General features: G+C 46.8%; 21 protein-coding genes. 5 read left to right on the forward strand and 16 right to left on the reverse strand.

From position 1 onward, the window contains the following. Positions 1-61 precede the first annotated feature (61 nt). Positions 62-478 carry a hypothetical protein gene (locus D3A97_RS22720; protein ID WP_119080859.1) on the reverse strand — a complete coding sequence of 139 codons (417 nt, stop codon included), beginning with the start codon at positions 476-478 and terminating at the stop codon, positions 62-64. A 202-nt stretch (positions 479-680) separates the two neighbouring features. Between D3A97_RS22720 and D3A97_RS22725 the strand changes: the two genes are divergently transcribed. Both D3A97_RS22725 and D3A97_RS22730 read left to right on the forward strand, forming a co-directional pair. Further along, positions 681-2546 (forward strand): tetratricopeptide repeat-containing sensor histidine kinase, encoded by a 1866-nt coding sequence (locus tag D3A97_RS22725; protein ID WP_198674140.1) that lies wholly within the window; start codon positions 681-683, stop codon positions 2544-2546. 2 nt (positions 2547-2548) lie between these two features. Continuing rightward, complete coding sequence (locus D3A97_RS22730) at positions 2549-3181, forward strand: response regulator (RefSeq protein WP_119080861.1); 633 nt, start codon at positions 2549-2551, stop codon at positions 3179-3181. Between the two features lie 142 nt (positions 3182-3323). On the opposite strand, the gene D3A97_RS22735 is transcribed toward D3A97_RS22730, so the two are convergent. The 4 genes from D3A97_RS22735 to D3A97_RS22750 all read right to left on the reverse strand — a co-directional run bounded on the left by D3A97_RS22735 (position 3324) and on the right by D3A97_RS22750 (position 6332). Further along, the gene (locus tag D3A97_RS22735; RefSeq protein WP_119080862.1) at positions 3324-3605 is read right to left on the reverse strand and encodes an integrase core domain-containing protein; all 282 of its coding nucleotides are present in this window, start codon (positions 3603-3605) and stop codon (positions 3324-3326) included. Further along, complete coding sequence (locus tag D3A97_RS22740) at positions 3563-4549, reverse strand: hypothetical protein (RefSeq protein WP_119080863.1); 987 nt, start codon at positions 4547-4549, stop codon at positions 3563-3565. The genes D3A97_RS22735 and D3A97_RS22740 overlap by 43 nt, the downstream gene beginning before the upstream one ends. 333 nt (positions 4550-4882) lie before the next feature. Continuing rightward, positions 4883-5821: a pPIWI-associating nuclease domain-containing protein gene (locus D3A97_RS22745; RefSeq protein ID WP_119080864.1), complete on the reverse strand. Its 939-nt coding sequence runs from the start codon at positions 5819-5821 to the stop codon at positions 4883-4885. A 292-nt stretch (positions 5822-6113) separates the two neighbouring features. Further along, positions 6114-6332 carry a helix-turn-helix domain-containing protein gene (locus D3A97_RS22750; RefSeq protein WP_119080865.1) on the reverse strand — a complete coding sequence of 73 codons (219 nt, stop codon included), beginning with the start codon at positions 6330-6332 and terminating at the stop codon, positions 6114-6116. Between the two features lie 92 nt (positions 6333-6424). Here D3A97_RS22750 and D3A97_RS22755 point away from each other — a divergent pair, with 92 nt between their 5' ends. Next, complete coding sequence (locus tag D3A97_RS22755; protein ID WP_119080866.1) at positions 6425-6700, forward strand: hypothetical protein; 276 nt, start codon at positions 6425-6427, stop codon at positions 6698-6700. Between the two features lie 6 nt (positions 6701-6706). On the opposite strand, the gene D3A97_RS22760 is transcribed toward D3A97_RS22755, so the two are convergent. The 11 genes from D3A97_RS22760 to D3A97_RS25060 form a co-directional block, all read right to left on the reverse strand. Next, positions 6707-7306 carry a Crp/Fnr family transcriptional regulator gene (locus D3A97_RS22760; protein WP_157986705.1) on the reverse strand — a complete coding sequence of 200 codons (600 nt, stop codon included), beginning with the start codon at positions 7304-7306 and terminating at the stop codon, positions 6707-6709. Between the two features lie 601 nt (positions 7307-7907). Beyond that, positions 7908-8726, reverse strand: coding sequence for a hypothetical protein (locus D3A97_RS22765; RefSeq protein WP_157986706.1), 819 nt, complete (start codon positions 8724-8726; stop codon positions 7908-7910). A 331-nt stretch (positions 8727-9057) separates the two neighbouring features. Beyond that, the gene (locus tag D3A97_RS22770) at positions 9058-9534 is read right to left on the reverse strand and encodes a DinB family protein (RefSeq protein ID WP_119080869.1); all 477 of its coding nucleotides are present in this window, start codon (positions 9532-9534) and stop codon (positions 9058-9060) included. A gap of 65 nt (positions 9535-9599) precedes the next feature. Continuing rightward, positions 9600-10241, reverse strand: coding sequence for a DNA alkylation repair protein (locus tag D3A97_RS22775; RefSeq protein WP_119080870.1), 642 nt, complete (start codon positions 10239-10241; stop codon positions 9600-9602). A gap of 52 nt (positions 10242-10293) precedes the next feature. Further along, entirely contained in the window at positions 10294-11304 is a 1011-nt protein-coding gene (locus D3A97_RS22780) for a hypothetical protein (protein WP_157986707.1), read from the reverse strand. A gap of 87 nt (positions 11305-11391) precedes the next feature. Beyond that, on the reverse strand, positions 11392-13059 hold the full coding sequence (locus D3A97_RS22785) for a serine hydrolase domain-containing protein (RefSeq protein ID WP_119080872.1): 1668 nt from the start codon (positions 13057-13059) through the stop codon (positions 11392-11394). 106 nt (positions 13060-13165) lie between these two features. Next, positions 13166-14332, reverse strand: a complete 1167-nt coding sequence (locus D3A97_RS22790; RefSeq protein WP_157986708.1) for a PepSY-associated TM helix domain-containing protein — start codon at positions 14330-14332, stop codon at positions 13166-13168. 82 nt (positions 14333-14414) lie between these two features. Continuing rightward, the gene (locus D3A97_RS22795; RefSeq protein ID WP_119080874.1) at positions 14415-16778 is read right to left on the reverse strand and encodes a TonB-dependent receptor; all 2364 of its coding nucleotides are present in this window, start codon (positions 16776-16778) and stop codon (positions 14415-14417) included. 130 nt (positions 16779-16908) lie between these two features. Then, entirely contained in the window at positions 16909-17304 is a 396-nt protein-coding gene (locus D3A97_RS22800) for an EthD family reductase (RefSeq protein ID WP_119080875.1), read from the reverse strand. Between the two features lie 162 nt (positions 17305-17466). Then, the gene (locus D3A97_RS22805) at positions 17467-17844 is read right to left on the reverse strand and encodes a cold-shock protein (RefSeq protein ID WP_232826055.1); all 378 of its coding nucleotides are present in this window, start codon (positions 17842-17844) and stop codon (positions 17467-17469) included. A 34-nt stretch (positions 17845-17878) separates the two neighbouring features. Then, on the reverse strand, positions 17879-18076 hold the full coding sequence (locus tag D3A97_RS25060; RefSeq protein WP_198674141.1) for a hypothetical protein: 198 nt from the start codon (positions 18074-18076) through the stop codon (positions 17879-17881). 230 nt (positions 18077-18306) lie between these two features. Here D3A97_RS25060 and D3A97_RS22810 point away from each other — a divergent pair, with 230 nt between their 5' ends. Beyond that, positions 18307-19938 carry a sensor histidine kinase gene (locus D3A97_RS22810; RefSeq protein WP_157986709.1) on the forward strand — a complete coding sequence of 544 codons (1632 nt, stop codon included), beginning with the start codon at positions 18307-18309 and terminating at the stop codon, positions 19936-19938. Then, positions 19939-20682: a LytR/AlgR family response regulator transcription factor gene (locus D3A97_RS22815; protein WP_119080878.1), complete on the forward strand. Its 744-nt coding sequence runs from the start codon at positions 19939-19941 to the stop codon at positions 20680-20682. The last annotated feature ends 3 nt before the right edge of the window (positions 20683-20685 follow it).

Raw genomic sequence — 20685 nt, forward strand, 5'->3', positions numbered from 1 at the left:
TTGCCGGTTTAGTGTAACCTTCTTCTTCTGAAAGGCTTATCTATACTGCATTTAAAAAAAACTATTCATCCAAAAGCACCTCATATTTCAAGGTTGACAAGTCCGCCACCTTACCCGCAGAAACGCCGATCCATACGTCGTCTGGGCTAACGGCATCTTTCTTTAATGCGGAAATACTCCGTTCTTGCTGATAGAGTGTACCGTCTGTTGTCTTGACAGTCCAGAGGATGTCAAAAGGACTATAATCAACCATATCTTTCCCCGAAACATTTTTCACGTCGTATGCTACATGCACCTGGCTACCGGCACGCTCCTGTTCCGCAACGATATTCGAAATCTGGATATCCGTAATTTTGAATCCATTGCCAGATCCGGGGCCTGGATCATTTTTCTTGCTGCATCCCATAAGACCCGCAACCATAAGGAGCGCAGTGAGCGCCAAAGGGAATACTCTTTTTACATTTTGCTTTCTCATCATTGAAATACATTTTCAGCAAAGTTATCGCGGAGTGGTACGCAAGACCATACAGCGAAAACGGTATATTTCATACCGTGAAAACGGTATATTTATATCCAGGGGTTCCATAACTGAAAATATTTGCAAATTTTGAAGAAAATTAATTCGGATGGATCTTAGGGGGTTACTGTTGGCTGTGTGCCTGACTTTTTACCTGCCGGTGATGGCGCAGACACCTGCTATAGACAGTCTGCGGCAACTGGCGGAAAAAGAACGGAACGTCGAAAACAAGGTGTTCCTCCTGTATGACATAGTCAACCTGCAATCAGAGCTGGACACGGCATTGGCATATGCCACCCTCAGGGAAGCCAGGGAACTGACCGGCGGAAACAGATATCTACGGGCGTTTGACCCGTTTTTTGAGGGACAAATTATATGGACGGCAGACAGTGCGCGCACCAAAAGTCTTTATCAGCGCTCCATCACGCTCCTTGGCCCCTATGATACGTACAGGGCATTACAGACCACCGCCAGGGCCTGGCACAACTATGGCATCTTTCTGCAGATAGACGGCAAACAGGATGAATACACGGAAATCCTGCTTAATAAAGTGATCCCCCTTGCAAGGAAAATAGAGGATATGAGCAGCGTGGCATCCGCATACAATGCCATCGGAACCGTATATAGCAACAAGGAAGACTACCAGGCCGCCCTCACCTATTTCAGCCAGGGTATTCAAGCCGCTGAACCTGTTCAGCCATCCGTCAAAAGGTCTATGATCCTTGCCGATGCCTATATCTCCAGTGCCGGCTGCCTGATCTACCTGGATAAATCCCCCAATGAAGTGTATCACTACCTGGACCTTGGAAAGCAGCACCTTGGCCAGGTTGGCGATCCGGCCTACCATGCTGATTACTACCTTAACCTTGGCAAGTATTATAGAATGAAAAATAACCACAGCGCTGCCGTGGAACAGTTCAACCAGGGGTTGGCCTATGCTGCAAAGAGCCCCACCACCACTATTTCCGTTATAAAGCTCAACTATGAAAAGGCAAATTCCCTGCTGCAGCTTGGAAAATACAAAGAAAGCAGGACGGTTCTAAACACCCTTCTTGCGCAGAGCAGCGATGATTTTTCACGCGTCAACCGGGCCAATACCCTAAAGCTCCGGGCGGAGGTGGAGGCCCGCCTGGGAGATTTTGTGTCCGCCTACCATTCCCTGAAAAGCTGGCAGGTATTGTCTGATAGCATCCGGACGGTGCAGGAAAAAGCGAAGATTGCCGAGATCACCGCCAGGTATGGAAACGCAGAGCAAGAAAACAAGATACTGAAACTGGAGAATGCCAACCGGAGAAAACTGTTCATCATTGCCCTTGCGGTAGTGGCCGCCTTGTTAACCGGGGGGATATTCATCGTCACGCTCCGCAACCGGAAGAAGCAGGTCCGCCAGCAGTTACAGCTCATGGCTTCCGAAAGAGAGGTGGAGGTAAAGAGCGCCCTGATCTACGGGGAGGAACAGGAACGCAAGCGGCTGGCAAGGGAGCTGCATGACGGCCTGGGGGGCACTTTTGCAGGCATCAAGCTCAACCTGGAAAATGCCATAAAGCGGCAGGATATATCCGGGATCAACGGCACCGTAGGGTTGCTGGATGACGCCATCAGGGAATTTCGCCACACCACGCACCGGCTGGTGCCGGAACACCTCAAGCACAATGGACTGGAGAATAACCTGAGGGACTTTTGTCACTCGCTCCAGGCATCGGGTGTCAATTTCCATTTTTACTTTAAAGGGCTGCACGGGCTAAACATTGAAGAAAAGGAGCTGGTTATTTTTAGGGTGCTGCAGGAGCTGATAACAAACGCCGTAAAACATGCAAAGGCCAGTAATATTCTGATCAACTGCATCCAGGAAGACCGGCTGTTGCTACTGACCATCGAGGACGATGGCGTTGGCTTTGACCCGGCAATAAAAAAAGAAGGAATTGGCCTGTATAATATCCGGAGCCGTATAAAAATGCTGAACGGCAGCATACAGATCGACTCCACCGAAGGTAAAGGCACCGTTGTTAATATTGAAATCATGTTATAGCCATGGAAGCCATAAAAATAATGGTCTGTGACGACCATCCGTTGATCAACGAAGGATTGCAGAAGATGATTGCCAATATAGACAACATGGCAATTGTAGGTGCCGCGCAGAACATCTCGGAACTATTTGCTCAATTGGAAAAGCAGGATGCGGATATTGTGTTGCTGGATGTGAACCTGCCGGATGGGGACGGATCAGATGTCTGCGCCGCCATCAAGAGACAGTTCCCGTTAATAAAAGTATTGGCCATCAGCTCACGGGACGACCGGAGCACCCTGGTTAGAATGGTCAGCAACGGAGCTTCTGGTTACCTGCTAAAAAACGCTTCGGTAGATGAGATTGAGCGGGCCATCAACCTGGTTTACAGCGGCGGCACGTATTACAGCCGGGAAATGCAGCAATTGGTTGCCTCTGTACTCGGTGATACTCTGCGGGGGGAGCAGCCTCTTGTAACCCGCCGGGAAAAAGACATACTGCGCTGTCTAAAAGATGGATTAAGTACGCAGCAGATTGCCGAAAACCTGTTCATATCCTCCCGGACGGTTGAGACCCATCGGAAAAACCTGCTGGCTAAATTCAATGTGAATAAAACGATAAATCTGATTGAGAAGGCGAGGGAAATGGGGTTGATTTAGTTAGGTTGTGATAGTGTTCCGATTTGATCTAACAGTCGGGTCGAAATATTGAGTAGCCAGCGGTATATTTTCCAGTTGATTTTCCTTTGCCCAAAATAAGGTTTCCTCAAAAGTCTGGAAAGGCGTTCTGCGGAAGCAGTATTTATCTGTGTGTCCGGTTATGGTTATAGTCATAAAGCCAGACGTCAAGGTCTTGCTGCATATCTTCCAGGGTATAGTAGATTTTCTTCCGGAAGGCAATGGCATAAAACTCATCCTGAACAGTCCGGTTAAACCGCTCGAAAATTCCGTTGGTCTGAAGGCTTCTCGCTTTGGTCTTGCTGTAATCTATGTCTTCCAAGGCCAGGTAGAGCTGGTATTCATGGTACTCCCTGGCAGAAGTTACTTTACTTGGTCTCTCGCTGTCATTATAAACCCCTGCCACATAATTTTCTTTCTCTGTTTTCTTTCTTTCAAGTCATCGATAACTCCTTTTACTGTAGAGATGTATGGTATAATCACATCTGCTGCGGCACCGATTATTGTCTTCGTTATACTCTTGAAAGTTGATTTAGGATCAAGATATTTTAGAAAATATCTTTTTTGGGCTTCTGCTAAAACATTTTCAACCTCATTTTTCGTATCACGTAATTCCTTTGGGTCATGATTTAGCTTTAAACCAGACACCCACTCCCTATAACTCTTGAGGTAACTATTTTCTCGAACTTGCTCCACGCACCCATGATATGGCCCAAAATTAGTCAAATAGCCAGGAATATTTTCAATAACGAGTAACTCAGTTAGCCTAGACTGAGATAATATCGAGCTTGGACTGTCAAGATATGTTTGAGTGAATGAATTGGTTATTAGTTCTATGTCTTTTCTTTTGTATTGCGTTTTCAAAATTTCTACTGTGGCTAAATCAAATAAAATATTGTGGGGGATCATTGAATTTCCGGAGTAGTGCTTTCCCCCCACTTGGAGAGAATGCGTGTGATTGTCGGGCGCTGCTTCCCAGTGAATTCCAACTCTTGAAACAACATCTCGGTAAATTCTGAAATTTTCGTGCAAGTTAAATTCTCGTGTCTCGGTGCCAATTTCTCCCCCTAACTCATTCCAGATTCTGTCAATATTGATTGCATCGAGTTTTGTTAGGTCAAAAGAATCATCAAGAAAATCGTCAAGAAATTTAACGTAAGGAAGATTTCGCATGTTCTGCGGGCAAAGGCTTCTACAAAAAAACCAGATTTCGTCAAAGAGTAGAATTGTTCCGAAGCCGCTATCTAAAATAGGATTTGGTGAGTCCGATGTATCATTATGGGTTTTGTCAACTTGGATCTTATAATCATAAAAAATAGGCGAGGAAAGTCCGTAATATGCTATTCTCATTGTAGTTAGTTACAATTTCGACTAAGGTTGAAGCATTGGCGAGGTGGCGATATCCTTTGTTCCGTACACCTGTAACCGCTGCTGACTAAAGACACAAAAAGGTTATTGTTTATTCTATAGATCGGTATTATTTGTCGGCCGAAACTGAAGCCGAACGGCCTGCCACATTTTCCATACAATATTAACTGTTCGCCCTATTCCTACCGCAGATATTGTATCGCCAATGTTTGGGCTACAATGTAATAAATTTTCTACCACTTTCGCTCGTTCGCAAGCTGATTGTTATCCGTCAGCAAACCTTGCGGCAAACCTCTTGCTAGCTGCCTTCTTTTGTCAATTCACATTTAGAGCCGTTATGAACAAAATTGAATCCTCCGCTCTCTTTTTAAGCTTTAGTAATTGTTGAACTGTAAAAGTTCCCGCACTCCCGTGGGTTCCATCATTTAAGGTTCTAAATAAAGTTAAGATGTCGTCAATGTCCGCATCAACAAATGCAACCATCGGCTGGCTAGCTATTGATTGAGCCGATAATATATATTTTATTTTTTCTCTTCTTGAAGGTCTTCCTTCATGCATTGTACAATTCGGAAACGATTGTAGCACTTTTTCGTCGGGGGCTTTTATATTTAAAAGTTGAATAAATACCTCTCTTACGCTTGTACAAAAGTGTCTAGCTGCGTCTGGGTTTTTAGGATTTAAGGAATAAATAGCACCTTCCCATCTTTTGCCAAGCTCGGTCGATAGATTATATAATTTTTGTTCAACTTCAGTAAGCTGTAAAGTTTGAGGTTCCAAATAATCGCCTTGGTCTGTTCCTGAAAGAGAGTTGTAGAGTTGAACACTGTTATTAGTTTCCTGAATTGGATAATCAACTAATAAATGTGAATTTTCAACATTCTGTGAATTATTATAATTATCTAATTCTACATATCGGTTTTCTAAATTTTGAACAGAAGTTCGATAAACATATGTTGTCGTATGTGTTGTAATGAGCCCTGATTGATTAAATTTCTGAATTGCCTTTGCTAAGTTCTGCCGTTGAGTGTTATTAAACTGCTGTACTCGGCTATTGTAATTCTGAATTCTTCTTTTCTCGTCCTCATAAGCCTTTTTAACATCACGATTATATTGGTCAATATTTCTATTAACTTGGTCATTGTGTCTTTTTACGTCACGATTATACCGATCAACATTTCTTCTGACTTGGTCATTATGCTGTTTTGCCTTTCTATTATATTCGTCAATTTTACGTTTGTATTCTTGAGGAGTCATGGCAAAAAAAATTGAGTAATCAAATTTTCTAAAAAATATCAGTGTTAGCAAATTTTAATCTCTAATATTAGTGAGGTGTGGATCAGATGGCAGTTCCCTCAAATATACGTAATAAACTATAATATATGAGGATGCAATAAGATTTTGCGTGGCTAACTATGCGGGTATGTCACACTAGTCATTCCCTCTCGGCGAAATCATATCTTGTCAACACCGTAAACAATAGCATTTTATGCTATTGTATTAATGACCAAACTAAAAATATCGCCGCGCATTTGAAGTAAAAATATCTCTATCCCACCAACTTCCCCACCTTCACCTCCAACCCCTCCGCCAGCCGCACCAACGTAGTAATCCAGATATTCTTCTTCCCGTTCTCAATTTTAGAGATCACCGTACCGCGAATACCAGTAAGGTTTTCAAGCTCCGCAATAGTGATACCCTTCTTTTTCCTTGCCAGCTTCACCCGCTCGCCAAGCTCTTTCAGGAAGTCTTCATTACTTTTCATCATGCTATCAAAAAATGGATAAAAAAAGTTAACCGATCAATTCATAATACTAAATAATTTAGTACCTTCATACAGTACTCAAAAACACCAACCATATGTTTAATGCTAACCCTAAAACTAACGATTTTTTAAACACCCCCGCGGTGCAGGAACTCCTCTCCTCCTACGCATCCCCCGATGAAGCAAACCTACGCTCCTGGGAACTTTTGCTCGCCGCCATGGGCAGTTCTCACGCGGATGTATGGAGCAAGGAAGAAAGAGCCGGCATGATGTTCCATGTGGAGCTGCTACAAAACCTCGTGAAAGAGGTCTACCGCATTGCCAACCAAACTTCCACCAGGGTCAACACACGTGAATACAGCTTTGTTTGAGCCCCGCTACTGCGTTTTTCGAAGCATCTCTTCCCTGATCAGCTTCAAAGTATTTTCCTTCATCTCGAGATATAATGCCAGGTGATGATCATCCGCCCGGTGAAATATCTGCGGATACTGGGCTAACATATACTCACGGCGTTTTTTGGGAGACATAGTGACGATATATTGTTTATCGTCATAGTGTACACAGTAACGTTCCATATAGAGCCTGCGCACTGTTTCCAGTGACGGGTGAAGGCCGCTCATCTCTATCAGCATGGCTCTGTCCATAGTCAGGCAGCGTGTATTTTCCAGCGCTATAATGTTGTGCGCTTTTTTAAGCAGGCGGAATAGTTGTCTGCCGGAGACAAATATATCGCCCTCCAGCATGAAATGGCGTACTGATTCCCTTTCATCCACCCTATACTTTATGACTACCATGCCTTGTGTGATATAATACACTTTCTCAGGGGCATCGTCATATGCCAGCACAGGGTTGCCTTTCTTGAATGTGCATAGCTGCGCAGCGGATTTGATCTCTTTCATAACGTCATCCGACAACTGCTGCCCAAGGCGCTCCAAGCCGGAAAATAGCATATCAAAATCTTGTTTCTGGGGATTCACGGAATGCAAATTTGTTTGTGAGTAATGGGTGATATAGCTGAATCGGAAGTAGGCCGAATTTAAGTTTTTTTTGAGAATGACAAAGAAACTATCTCGCTAAAAAGTACCCCCGAACTGGAAGCCGATGGTTAAAGTGGCCGGCTGGTCATTACCGGACCACACTGGTATGGGAAATGGAACAGAAATGACTGTCCTGAACAGGATTTACTTTTGAGACAACTATTTCGATACAGCCAATACGATCAAAAGTAGGCAGACCTATACTTGAGGCCTATCGTACCTATACTAGACAATTGCATCACCGAGTCAACATAAAGGGAATAGCGAAGGGTAAGCGAAGGGAAAGCGAACGGTAGGTGGACTTGATGCGGAAATGCCCTGCATTTGGTGCAGCGATGATCTGGGGATGCCGTTCTGGGCTAACACCAGCAAAAAATGGGTGCCTGGATACGTTCAACATATCACGGGTAAGACAAAAAACTGCTTGGAACAGTGCTTTCAGGGCGTTTTAAGGGCGAAAAAGTGAGGTGAGGGCATAGAGGGGCGTTCAGCGGGGCTATGAAGACGGTAAAGGGCGAAAAAAAGAGATGCAAAACAATCGCTATTCCCGTTGCGGATGGTGAATCACCAATCCTGACATTACTGGCAGCTCCATGCGCGGTTGCCGCTGAGAGTTGTAAGGAACCTGCTCTTCCCGTACCTCCACCGCAGCCTCCGGCTGCAGCACGGCAATGATCTGCGCCGCCATAAACTTCTGGTTGCCCATCAAATACCGGCGGCCATGCTCCACCTGCCAGCAGGTCACCTCCAATATCACGCAGGTCACCGTGTTCCGGTCAGCCGGTACCGTCAGCGAAAACGCCGCAGAAGGCTCATCCGCCTTCAGCATCACCATCTCTGACGCCGCAGCTTTGGCCGTAGCGAAACCCCGCTCCAAACATACAGCCACCGCCCTGAAGCCCACATGCGTGGCTCTGGGGTTAGCCAGATGCTTCCGGATAGCGGGAACGGATACTTCAATGCTACCGTCCGCATTGCGCACAGCAGCGGCCTGCACAGCCAATACCTTTCCAAGGTCTGCATGCGTAGTAAAACAGAAACGCTCCAGGCCACGGAAGTACCGCGGTATAAAACGTTTCTGCCGGTGCAGGTCATCTTGCCGCAATACGCCCAGCAGGCTGCTGTTCAGCCTGTTGATCATCTTATTTTCCGACTTTACGTGCAGCAGCCCGTGCAGAGCGTGGCGCATGGTAGCGCCCAGGCGGCTGGCCTTCCCGAAATGACGGCTGCTCACCTTGCTGTGCGGACTTTGCCTTACTTCCTCCGGCGCGCTGCGCAGGTAATACTTCTTGCCCACCCGGTAACCGATGAGGTTCCCCACCTTCCCGGTAAATTTTAACAAACTTGCTTGCGTTGCCATAACATGTTTTTTATTGAATGTAAGGGATTTGGCAGCGCCGGGCGGTGAGGGGCATTCAATAGATTCTAACAGGCGGACGATGGGCGTTAGCAATTTTCCAAGAGCAACTAGGTTGGGATTAGATATTGACGAAGAGGAAAGCCCGCAAGGATGGAAGTTATCGAAAAATGGCGTTTTGAAAGACAGAAATCGGGACTGTCCTTCCTTGGCCTTTCACAAACCGGCAGTCCGCCCAGTAGTTCCTGTACAAACTACTTTCTTATTGGCTTCAGGCTCTTAAGGAGAGCACGGAACCCCACTATCGCAAACCTCATATTAGCGGCGAGTGCTTTTATATTTTATTCCATTCCCAAATCCCATATTTAAGTTCGTTGGGTATTTTAAAACCGCAATTTTTTAATGTCAATAAAATATTGCCCCTATGATGTCCTTCGTGGGAAATAAAATAACCAAGCAAGGGAACAACACCCCGTTTAAAACCTTTTATTTCTCCATTCTTTTTAACGCCGTCCTCTAAAATTTTACCAATAAGTTCTGCTGAAACTTGATGGCAGTCTTTAAGCATTGAAATTGTTTTGGGGTCCTTTTCCGTAATTGTTGTAAGGTCGGCAATCAATGATTTATCATATTTCTCCAGTTTCCAAAATCTTACATTGTAAATGTGGGCAAGCTGGTGTCCGATAGTTCCACCGCCACGCTTTGAAGTAGTATAATTTAATGCGTCTTCTGTCAGGGAATTGATGAGCATTAAATTAGTTCGGTGATTGATGAACCAGGTCTCTGTTATCTGCTTTTCAATTGTAGTCATTGAAGTTATTTTTCGGAAAGATTTTCTATATTATTTAGGATTTTCATGTTGCTGGTACCTCGACATTATAAATTTCGTTTGTTACTCTCAATGGTAATAAACTCCGGCAAATAATCAGGCGTACACCCCTTTGACACTTTGTCACCTTTATAAAGGCCTGTTTTCTCTCCAAGCGCAACACACCGGTTTCGGTACTGCTTTTCATAAACGCCAATCCAGCCCGCCGTGAAATTCATGGCCCATTGAACTTCCGGTTCTTCTTTGGCAATATGAGCCTCTATCTTTGCTAATAATTCCGGTGTATTGGCGGGCGGTGTTTGTCCTGTCCACCTTAAACGGGCCTGGTAATACCAGTATACCCGTCTTTGCAGAGCGGAACTACTATTTTCCCATGATTCAATCAGTGCAACTGCTTTTTTGTTTTTCGTGAGCTGGTTGGCCATGAACCAGTCCATTAACTGATTCCGCTCGTCAAACGGATGGGTATGCATATCCTTGTCAAGCGTATTAACCAGGTCTTGCGAAACTTGCTTATGATCCATCATCAAGATCGCCAATAGCCTGGGGAGGAACTTGCCGGTTGACCATAATTCCATGGCCAGGCCGTGATCCGTTTTGATATCTTTAGCAATTTTCCTCAGGTCTCCAAGGTTAGTTTTGGTATTGATCTGATCCAGAATGGTTGCTGCCTTTGAAGAGAGTTTCATGCCAATATTTTGGTTTGTTCGAGTTTGAAATTTTGCAACATGCAGCCGGTTATTACGCTAACTCTTTTTTCAAGCTGGCATTTTTTATGGCCTTTTTACATTGTTTCACGCGGACCGGATTATCGTTGCTTGCCATGCCAAGATCAAGGAACAGCCCGTCTTGCAGCCTGAAATCTCCCCAACGTAATTTCTTGTCTATATTTTTGATACGTTCAAATAACGAGTCGTAATCATCATCAACCGGCACATGCTGCTGTTTGGCTTTTGACCAGGCTTGTGTCAATATCCTTAATTCTGTTTCCGTTTCCGGCTGTTTTAACCCCGGAAACTTGTCAAATATGCCTTTAAGCTCCGTGTAGCCGCCACTATCCGCAATAGCCTGCAGTGCATTGAAACAATATTTTTCACCCAGGTTTTTATGGGCGCATAAAGATAAGGCGGCCTCTATGCCATTTTTAATGGTATAACGTTCAACCAGTATTTCTTTTGCTTCGTTCACCTCCGATTTATTGATGGCGGGCCTGCTTTGTTTAAAATACCCGAAAAAGTTATCAGGGTCGCCCTGCAGGGCATAATATTTCAGGATAATGAGATAACCGCGGTCAAAATTGTCCTCTTCCTTGAAAATTCTGGTTTTCCGGAAATGGGGAATGAATTGTTCCGCGGCCTTGATATTGTCAAGCTTGACGCAGTTTGTAATAATGTGTTTCAGAATGTGATTGAAAATTATATCATCGCCGGTGATCCTTTGGGCGGATTCCAGCATCTCTTGCTCGTCAAAGTTGGACAAGTCATAAAGTAGCAACATGACGTTTAACCATGACAGCGGATCTGTAATACTTGTGCCGATGCGCTTGCTGAAATCTTCCCAATTGCTTCGATAGTCTTTGTAGCCAAAGGCTCCAATACCTAAACCCCGGCCTTCATAAGGCAGCTTCATCAGTTCGTGTACGGTTTCCAGTACCTTTTTGTCAATATCCTGCACATGCGCCTCGCTGTTCAATGCCTTGATGCACAAGACTATAGCATCGTGTGCTTTTTGACTCTTTGATGTCGTTTCCATGGAGTGTTCCTTTCAAATATTAGATAAATTTAAGTGTCTTCAGCAAAATTTAACAAAGTGGCAGTGTTGCACCGTAGCCCCCTGAGATCATAACTTCTTAAACCGTATATGCTTGGCACGCCCGTTATTGATCTCAAAACCGGCAACCGACTTGTTGGCGTCTCTCTGGAAAATAAGGTCGCGCAGCCACCAGTGTTCTCCCCCAAAGTGGTCTGTGTCTATGGGTTTTATCGTAACAACCCTGTTCCGGGGCTGCACAACCACTATTTTATCGTCATTTAACTGAATTTTATAGCCGACGGATAACTCTTCACAATAGTAATTTCCAGTATACTCCCGGTAGGCGCTCAGGTCAACATCCGGCAATTTGGCGAGCGGACAGGTTTTGCTCCCAACAGTAAACAACATTGTATCCGCCCTGCCCTGCCGCGCTTTTTGATAGGCGAATTGAAACGGTTTATCCTTGCCGGCAAACTTGTTGCCTGATACCCTATAAATGTCAAACCGCCCGGATTCATTGGCAAATTTGCCATAGATGTTATGGTCAACTACGTAGATGTAGAGCAGGCTGTCTTTTGAAAACCTGTAATAGCCCTCTATTGCTTTCTCAACTGTTTCAGGTGCAATGTTTTTCGTTTGTGGGGCCGTGGAGGGAGACGTACCCTTACTAAAGGAGCTTTCCAGGTAAATATCAGCCAGTTGCATGGCTATGTTCTTAGGGTCCAGCAATTCCATGTTCCCTGAAATGATGATAGACAGTTCCTGGTCTGGAAACCGGCCGATGTATGAGCGGTAGCCGGCGTCATAGCCATCATGCCAGATCAGTTTTTGCCCGCGGTAGCTGGTGATGGCCTGTCCGAACCCATACTTCAGTTCCGGCCCCTGGCCGGCATTGCCTGGCAAGTTTTCCACCATGCGGATTACGCTGTCATTACCTGCAATTTTCCTGGAATAATTGGATACCCATTTTATCAGGTCATCCACCGTTGTATGCAAACCGTTTGCACCCCTGGTAGTGGAATGAATAATACTTTTCTTATAGCCGGTCTCAGTTATATTGTAGGATTCAGCGAGACCGGGAATGATCTGCTGGTAATCCTCCAGGAAAAAGGTGTTGTTCATTCCAAGCGGAAGAAAAATATGTTGTTTTGTCCACTGCGGAAAAGACTGCCCCGTAGCCCGTTCTACGATAAGCGCCAATAATGAATACCCGGAATTGCAGTACAAAAATTGTTTACCGGGAGTGAAATTCAAGGTTTTTTGCTGGAGGATCAACCGGAGCGCGTCCTGGTTGGTAATCACATCATCCGGGCCCCATCCGGCCAGGTAGAGCAGATCGTATTGGTCTTTCAGCCCTGCTGTATGCGTAACGAGGTGTAGGATAGAAATTTTATGCCCGTAGTCTGGAAGCTCAGGGATGTATGTATGCACATCGTCCGAAAGAGAAATAGTACCGTTACTGGCCAACAAGGCAATAGAAAAAGCGGTAAACTGCTTTGACAGGGAGGCAACATTCATCACCGTATTGCTCTTCATGGGAACGCCGTACTCAAGGTTTGCCATCCCATAACTCCTTTTGAATAAAACCTGTTCCTTCTTTAAAACAGCTACTGAAAGTCCAGGTCCATCTGAACGGTGCCATTGAGCAAATAATGCGGCTGCTTTTTTTGTTACACTCGCGGAATCTTTGGCAGATTGAGAAAAAGAATACTGGCAGGCAAAAAAAGCCAGAAAGAAGCATGCGGTTCGTTTCATAAGCCAATTGAGTGGTGTAGCAAACAAAGATAGGGTTTAAATTCAGACCGGCCTTCAACCAATAAGTGAGGATAGGGATGTTGCCGGGCCAGCAATAAAATGCCGGCTAACCCTGCGGCAAGTTGGAAGGCCGGTTCAATACCCCCGGCAGAACAACCTGCTTTTTCCTCCTCCTCCGCCCCCGCCAGACCAGGAAACCTGTTACGGGCAAAGAGGTGGCGATCAAACTTGCGAAAAATGCCAGCATCTTGCCGGTCAGGCCGCCTATAGACCCCATATGGATGTAATAGTTCATGCGCTGCAGCTTATCCCCGTTGCTTAGATCGGCAAAAGGCTGGTAGGAGATCAGTTTCCCGCTGTACTGGTCATATAAATATTCATCGGCGCGCGCGTAGGTGGAGCCTTCCCTGGTTTCGATGGTGAATCGCAATACGTCCTTATAGGACGATGGTTTGTACACCCTTATGGCATCTATCTTTTCAATGTCTGATGCATGTACCGCGTAAATGCTGTCAGCAAGCCGGTAGTTGAACGGCCGCACGGCGGAGGTATCGGAAAAATATTGTCTTGGGGCAGCAGCCCCGGAAGAACCGCCATTTGCCACCCACTTCGCTGCGCTGTTCACCCATTCAAACGACCATATCAACCCCGTGATGGCAATGAATATAGCCACCCATGCCATGTAAAACCCTAAAACATTATGGAGGTCATAATTCAGCCGTTTGCCGCTGGCATTCCATTTGATGGTGAACCGCTGCTTGTACCCCTTTTTGCTGGCCGGTTTCCAGAGTATAATGCCGGTTATCATCAATACCACAAAAATAAGTGTGGCAGACCCCACAATATAAGTGCCCGTTTTACCCATGGCCAGTGAGGTATGGATATGGGTCATGATAGCGAAAAAGGAAACCTTGTAAGGGTATGTTTCTACTACCGCCGCTGTATACGGGTTTTGCAGCACGGCATGGTACTGCCGGGTTGAATCCAGCGCCCATAGGGCCGTTACCGCGGGTTTGTGCATATACGCCGTATAGTAGGTACGGGCTATTTTCTTGCCGGCCAGCACGCTGTCTGCCACGCTGAAAATTGTTGAGGGTTGCTCATACGGCGCTGCCTGTACTTCCACTTTCTGAAATACGCCCACCTGGAACAACGTGCAGATCTCCTCCTCAAAAACAATTAAACAGCCCGTAAGGCTCACAATGAAGACAACCAGGCCGGATGCCAGCCCCAGCCACAGGTGTAATTTCCCAACTATTTTCTTGATTTTCAACTTACCTGGTTTATACTGTAAATGCAGTTGACCCGCACTTTGCAAATGCGGGCCAATGCCATAAGATGCCTGATAATAAAGTTTACAACGCGTACCCTACGCGCAACATTACGTTGCGGGGCGCACCGGTGTAATACCTTTCACGCTCCCGAACGGCGCCGGTGTAGTACCGCTTGTTGAAAATATTATTTACGTTCAGGTTGATCGATACGCGGTTGATCTTGTAAAAAACAGCCGCATCGGCCACCGCATAGCCCGGTGTTGTAACATTGGGCGCCTGCAGCATGGGGGTTTCAGATGAAAGGTTCACCCCGGCGCCAAAGCCGAGCCCGTCAGCTTTACCACCGGCAATTTCATACTTGGCCCAGAGGTTGCCCTGGTGATAGGGCGAAAGCCCCAGTCTTTCATGCACCTTTGCGGGATTGAGGTCTTTGGAAATGCGCGCGTCGTTATAGTTGTACGCGCCGTTTACGGAAAACGACCGGCCGATCTGCCCGTTGAACTCCAGTTCAACACCCTTGGAGGTCACTTCTCCCAGCTGGCGGTAAATACGGTCATTGGGATCGGTTACGGTAGGGTTTGTTAATTGCGTTACGTTTATCTTTTTGATCTGATACAACGCTGCCGTTACCAGCAGGTTGCTGTTGAATAACTCCTGTTTGGCGCCAACTTCGAACTGGTTGCTGTATTCGGGCTTCAGCTCACCACCGCCTTCTACGCTGCCATACAGCAACTGGCCGGAAGCCACCGGCTGAAAGCCTGTAATGTAAGAGGCATATACGTGCGTGTTGGAAGGCAGGTTGTAAGTAACCCCTATTTTAGGCAGCCAGGCCTCCTGCGCCACCTTGTTTTCTGTGGGCGTTTTGTAGGCAAGGCGGAAGGTGTAATCTTCGTAACGCAATCCCAGCAGTACTTTTAGCCGTTTGGCAATGCTCACCTGGTCCTGGAAGTAGATGCCGTGCGCAAAATCCCTGGTCTGGTTGGTAAGGGAGTAATTGATAGTAGCAAGGTCGTACACAGCGCCATCCAGGTTGGAGCTTTTGGTACGGTCGTACACGTTTACACTGCCAATGGGCGATCCATTGTACCGGTATGTGCCCCAGTTGAACAGCGATACGTTATAGTCGTACCCGATGAGCGCTTTGTGGCCGATTTTGCCGGTGTTGAAATCGGCGGTCAGGTAGCCGGTAATGTTATCCGCATCCATCCTGGATTCCCATTCCCAATAGTACACGCTAACGGCGCTGTCTCCACTGCTCCAGGCGGCATCGCCCAGGTAAATTTCTGCGGCATGCCTTCTATCGTCCCAGGTGAGGAAATCTTTCAGGTAGGATACGTTGAAGTTGATATTCTTCGTAATACGCTGGCTGAGCGACAAGTTGATGGAAGTAGTGGTGGTTATGTTCCGGTCGCCCGGCTGGAACACCGTAAGGTTGATGGGGGTCTGATCAATGGTTTTGCCTTTGAAGGGAAACAAACCATCGTTTTCCAGCGTGGTCAGGCGCATATGGTTCAGGTCTACATTGATGCGGGTGCCTTCCCTGGGCAGGAAGGAAAACGAAGGCGCAATGGTCACGGCGTTGTCTTTCATGTTCTCATACCAGGTATCGCTCAGCTGGCCAAAGGCATTTAAACGGTAAAGCACCGTGCCTTCTTCGTTCACTTTCCCGGTAAAATCCATATCTGCCCGCACGGTGTTGAAGCTGCCCAGGCTGAAAGACATGGACTGCTTTTTTTGCGCCAGCGGCTTTTTGGTAACTATATTGATAACGCCGCCCGGGCTCATATTGCCGAACATGGAGGAAGAAGGGCCTTTGATCACTTCATAGCTTTCCACTACGGGAGATATGGCGGAAAAACGGTAGTTATCCGTAAGGGTGCGCAGGCCGTTTATCAGGCGGTTGGTGCTCACAAAGCCGCGGATGACCACCGAGCGGCCGTTGTTGGTAACGCGTACGTTGGTATTGCGGGCCACATCTTCAAAACGTACGGCCTGCCTGTCACGGATGAGTTGTTGGGTGATGGTAGATACCGTGCTGGGAATTTCCGTTACCGGGATGGCCACTTTGGTGGCGGCAAAGGAATAGTTGGCCTTATAGCCTTCATCACGCCGGCCGGTAATTTCCACGGTTTGCAGCTCGCCAACGGCCGGCTGCAGCGTAAGGGCGGGTAACTCCGTATTTTCCGCGCCAATGGTAACGGTCATATCCAGCGTACGGTAACCAACGGATGAAACCCTTACCCGGTAGGTACCCGGCGGTAGTGTGGAAAGGGTGTATTCGCCATTTTCGCCGGAAACCACGGTTTGGTTATTAATAGAAATGGAAGCGTGCGGCACAGGCTGGCCGGCTTCATTCTTGACCACGCCGCGTTTTTGCTGCCCAAGGGCGGCAAAAGCGGTTAGCAGGAATATGCTGATGCTGAGGAATAGGAACTTCAATTGCATGAGAGGCGAATTTTGGTTGAAAAATTTCGCTGCAAAATTGCCTCATTGCACAGGAAGCTGGTATGCGGATCGGGAAATTGATTTACGCAAATGGGAATTATACCGGTATGAAGGGATGGAAGTTATCGAATCACTTCACCACTTCGCTCACCAGAATAACAGGGGCCGCATTGGTATAGTTTGCAAAATCAGCCCGGATAGCCTCCCTGTTCGGCGCAATGGCCGCCTGGTAATCGCTCAGGCTTTTTACATAAAAGGTACCGATGGCCATATAGGGCAAGGGCTGGTTAGGGATACCGCTGGAAAGCCCTTTTTCAATGGTATATTTCACCAGGTTGGAGCCTAGAAAGCCCGCTACCATAGGCATGTGCCTGGTTTCATAGTATTCCATATTGAAGGTTTTGCCTTCGGCATACGGGTACATAACGGATATCTTGATCAAGCCTTTTTCAGCTGGCTTCTCCTGGCCATATACAACAAAACATGCGGTTAAAAGCAAAACCGATACAACTAGTTTCAACTTCATGGTTAGTCAGGTTTAAGGTATAAAAACATATCCATTGACAGCTGCTTCCATTTGCGGCTGCAATGGCAAACAATATCCCAATTTACGCAAATCGCGTATATAAAAAGCCACGCAGATGGCATGATCTACGTGGCTTTTGAATTTTTTGATGCCTGATAGGCGCTACTCAACAGGTTTCACATTACGCGCGTTGTACCCGCGTGATGTTCTTTCCCGCTCAAAAGAGACTTTATCCTTTTCCTTCACAGGCCCCAATAACTGGTTGGCATGGAAGAATACACTTTCCTTTGCATTATCGTCCGCGATGAATCCGAAGCCTTTGGAAGTATTAAAGAAGGAGATAACACCGGTTCTGGCAGGTTCTGCCGGAGGAGCGTGAGGAGTGGCCCTGTTTCTTGCTACCGTGGCCAGCTCATGTAAACCCGCGCCTTCATTGGCGCTTTTGGGCGGTACGGGGGTAAGGTTCCCATTTTCATCAACAAAGGCCAGCATGTCTTCAAGACTTTTTCCCTTGTCGTTATTCAGCTTCCGGTCCCTCATTTTCTGGGCCTTTTCCTCTTTTAACTTTGCTTTTTTATTTCTCTTTTCCTTTTTTGAAAAAGATTCCGCCATATTTTGTTGTTTTAGTGATGCGCAAAATTGCAGTAATAAATATCAATAAACGATGACCAAGGCTATACTGCCGCAGGAAGAGCATAGACTGAGGAAGAGAAGAAACAATTCCGACTAATTCAGAAGAAGCTGGGCAGAAGCCTGTTGTTGATCTGGGCAAAGGTAGTCTTTTTAATCGGTTTTTGCCGCTAAAATTCTATTGCAAGTTTGATGTATATTGATTCCTGTGAAGCAAAAAGTAGGATCGGATGAAAATCAATATTAAGACACGGCTGTCATTTTCCCTGCAATTGCTGCCAAATTCCGGCCATAGCCGCAGGATTCACAGTATTTCATACCCCTCACACAATGCCTCCTTTCACCCGGATTCAACGGAAGTATTTTTACAGCATGAAAAAGCTACTACTTATATCGGCACTCATTATATCAACCAGGGCTTACTCGCAGCTTGACTGGTCTAACTATTCCACTTCCATTGAAAATACGCAAGGGAAACCTGCAATGGGCATTGCCATCCCCTACAACGGCAATTATCACAATTTTGACAGGAATGTGGTGGGCATTGTCCACTGGAATGCCGGTAACAAACTAGGTATTGACACCGCGCTCGATGCCCGGACCCCGCTCTTTTTTGTTTATGACACCGCCGGCGTCTACTTTCTGCTGCCGAACGTGAATAAAAAAAATGCACGGGATTATGAATTTACCGTTTTACTGAATAACAGATCGGTCATTACCCCCTGGGGACAGGTAGACCGCTTCACCGAAGCATCTATCGGCAGCATGGAGGCAGGCAGCGGTTTCAGCGGGAGTTACCGCGCCGGCATAGGGCAATACCTGGTAGCGCACCTCAGGAACAGGGCCGGGCATATCATTTCCTCCAGGGTGATCTACTTTAAGCGGAACGCCCCGGAAATACAGTTGCTCAGTACGGCAGACAATGCCCGGGCCTTTGCCAACCTGGTGAAGCATGAAGATCATTTTTCGGATGCCCGGCAGGACATGGGGTGGCACCGCCAGTACACCAGCCGCCTGGCCGGGGATGCCGCCAGGCTGCAGCTGGCCCATAACGAAAACAATGTATTGGTGCAGATACAGGCAAAGATCTACAGGAAGGAAGCACTGGAATACGCCTTGTACAAGGAAAATACCGAAATAAGGAAATGGGCGGCCAATGAGCAGGCCAATAGCTACATCCTGCTGCAAAACCTCGCTCCCGGCAACTACCGGCTCCTCACCCGGTTTACCCGGCAGCCGGAGAGCGTCAGCACGCTGCGGTTCTCCCTGGCCGCCGCCTGGTACAGAACAACCGGCTTTTACGCCGCCATCCTGTTCTTTCTGGCCGTAACGGCCGCCTGCTGGTACTTCCTGGCCAAATACCGTAAACAAAAAAGGGAGTCGGTGCTGGCAAATAAAAAAGCCGAACAGTCTATGGAAGCCCTGCAAAATATCCACGCGCTTTTAAACCCGCATTTTACGTTCAACGCCCTCAGCTCCATCCAGGGGCTTGTCAATAAAGGGGCAATAGACGCCGCCAGCACGTACCTGTCTTCTTTTGGAGCGCTGCTGCGGGAAACGCTCAAAGAAAGCAAGACGGAGCATATCCCCCTTACCAAAGAACTGGAAAACCTGCAACTTTACATCAGCCTGGAACAACTGCGCTATAACTTTACCTATGATCTTGCGGTGGATGCGGAGCTGGATGTTTTCGCCGCCGTTATACCGCCCTTCCTGCTGCAGCCCTTCGTTGAAAATGCCATCAAGCACGGCTTTTCCAAAATGAACGGGCAGGGCGTATTGAAAATAGGCATACAGCAACACGAAAATGACATGCTGGTGAAAATAGCCGACAACGGCCCCGGGTTCAACGCCGCCACCTTGCAGGAAGGGTACGGCCTGAGCCTCTCCAGGAAAAGGATCAGCCTGCAAAACCGGGAATATGGAGAAGAACTGATAGGGCTGCAACTGAACAGCACAAACGAAGGGACCACCATTATTTTATCATTCAAAAACTGGTTATAAATGTTTCAGGCAGTTATAATAGATGATGAGATCAGCAATATTGAGAATCTGGCAACGATGCTCCGGAAGTATTGCCCCAAAATTGCCGTAGCAGGCACCGCCACCAGCGTAGACCAGGGCTTGCAGGTCATTATGGAAACCAACCCTGCCATTTTGTTCCTGGACATCCAGATGCCGGACAAGGGGGGTTTTGAGCTGCTTAAAAGCATTGAAGCACCAGATTTTGAAGTAATCTTCGTTACCGCATTTGATCAATATGCCATTCAGGCCATCAAATTCTCGGCCATTGATTACCTGTTAAAGCCCATCAATACCACCGAACTGGTGAATGCCGTAAACAGGGCCATTGCCAATATTGAGAAGGAAAAACAAAATGAACGCCTGCAAAACCTGGTGTATGCCATCAGCAACAAAAACCAGGTGAAGATTGCCGTTCCGGGCAATAAGGAAACGCTGTTCATTAGCCCGGAAACGATCCTGTTTTGCAAATCGGATAATAATTACACCATTATTTACCTGCAAAACAACCAGAAAATCATGTCCTCGAAACCCATTTTTGAGTATGAGGAGCTGTTGAACACGCATGGCTTCATCAGGTGCCATCAGTCTTACCTGGTAAACACCGCCTTTATCAAAAGCTGGATACGGGTGGATGGTGACCGGCTGCTGATGGAAGAAGGCCATGAGATACCCATTTCCCGCAACAGCAAAGAAAAGGTAAAACAGGCCATCGGCATGAAATAACCC

Source organism: Chitinophaga alhagiae, from assembly GCF_003568665.1.
Classification (GTDB): Bacteria; Bacteroidota; Bacteroidia; order Chitinophagales; family Chitinophagaceae; genus Chitinophaga; species Chitinophaga alhagiae.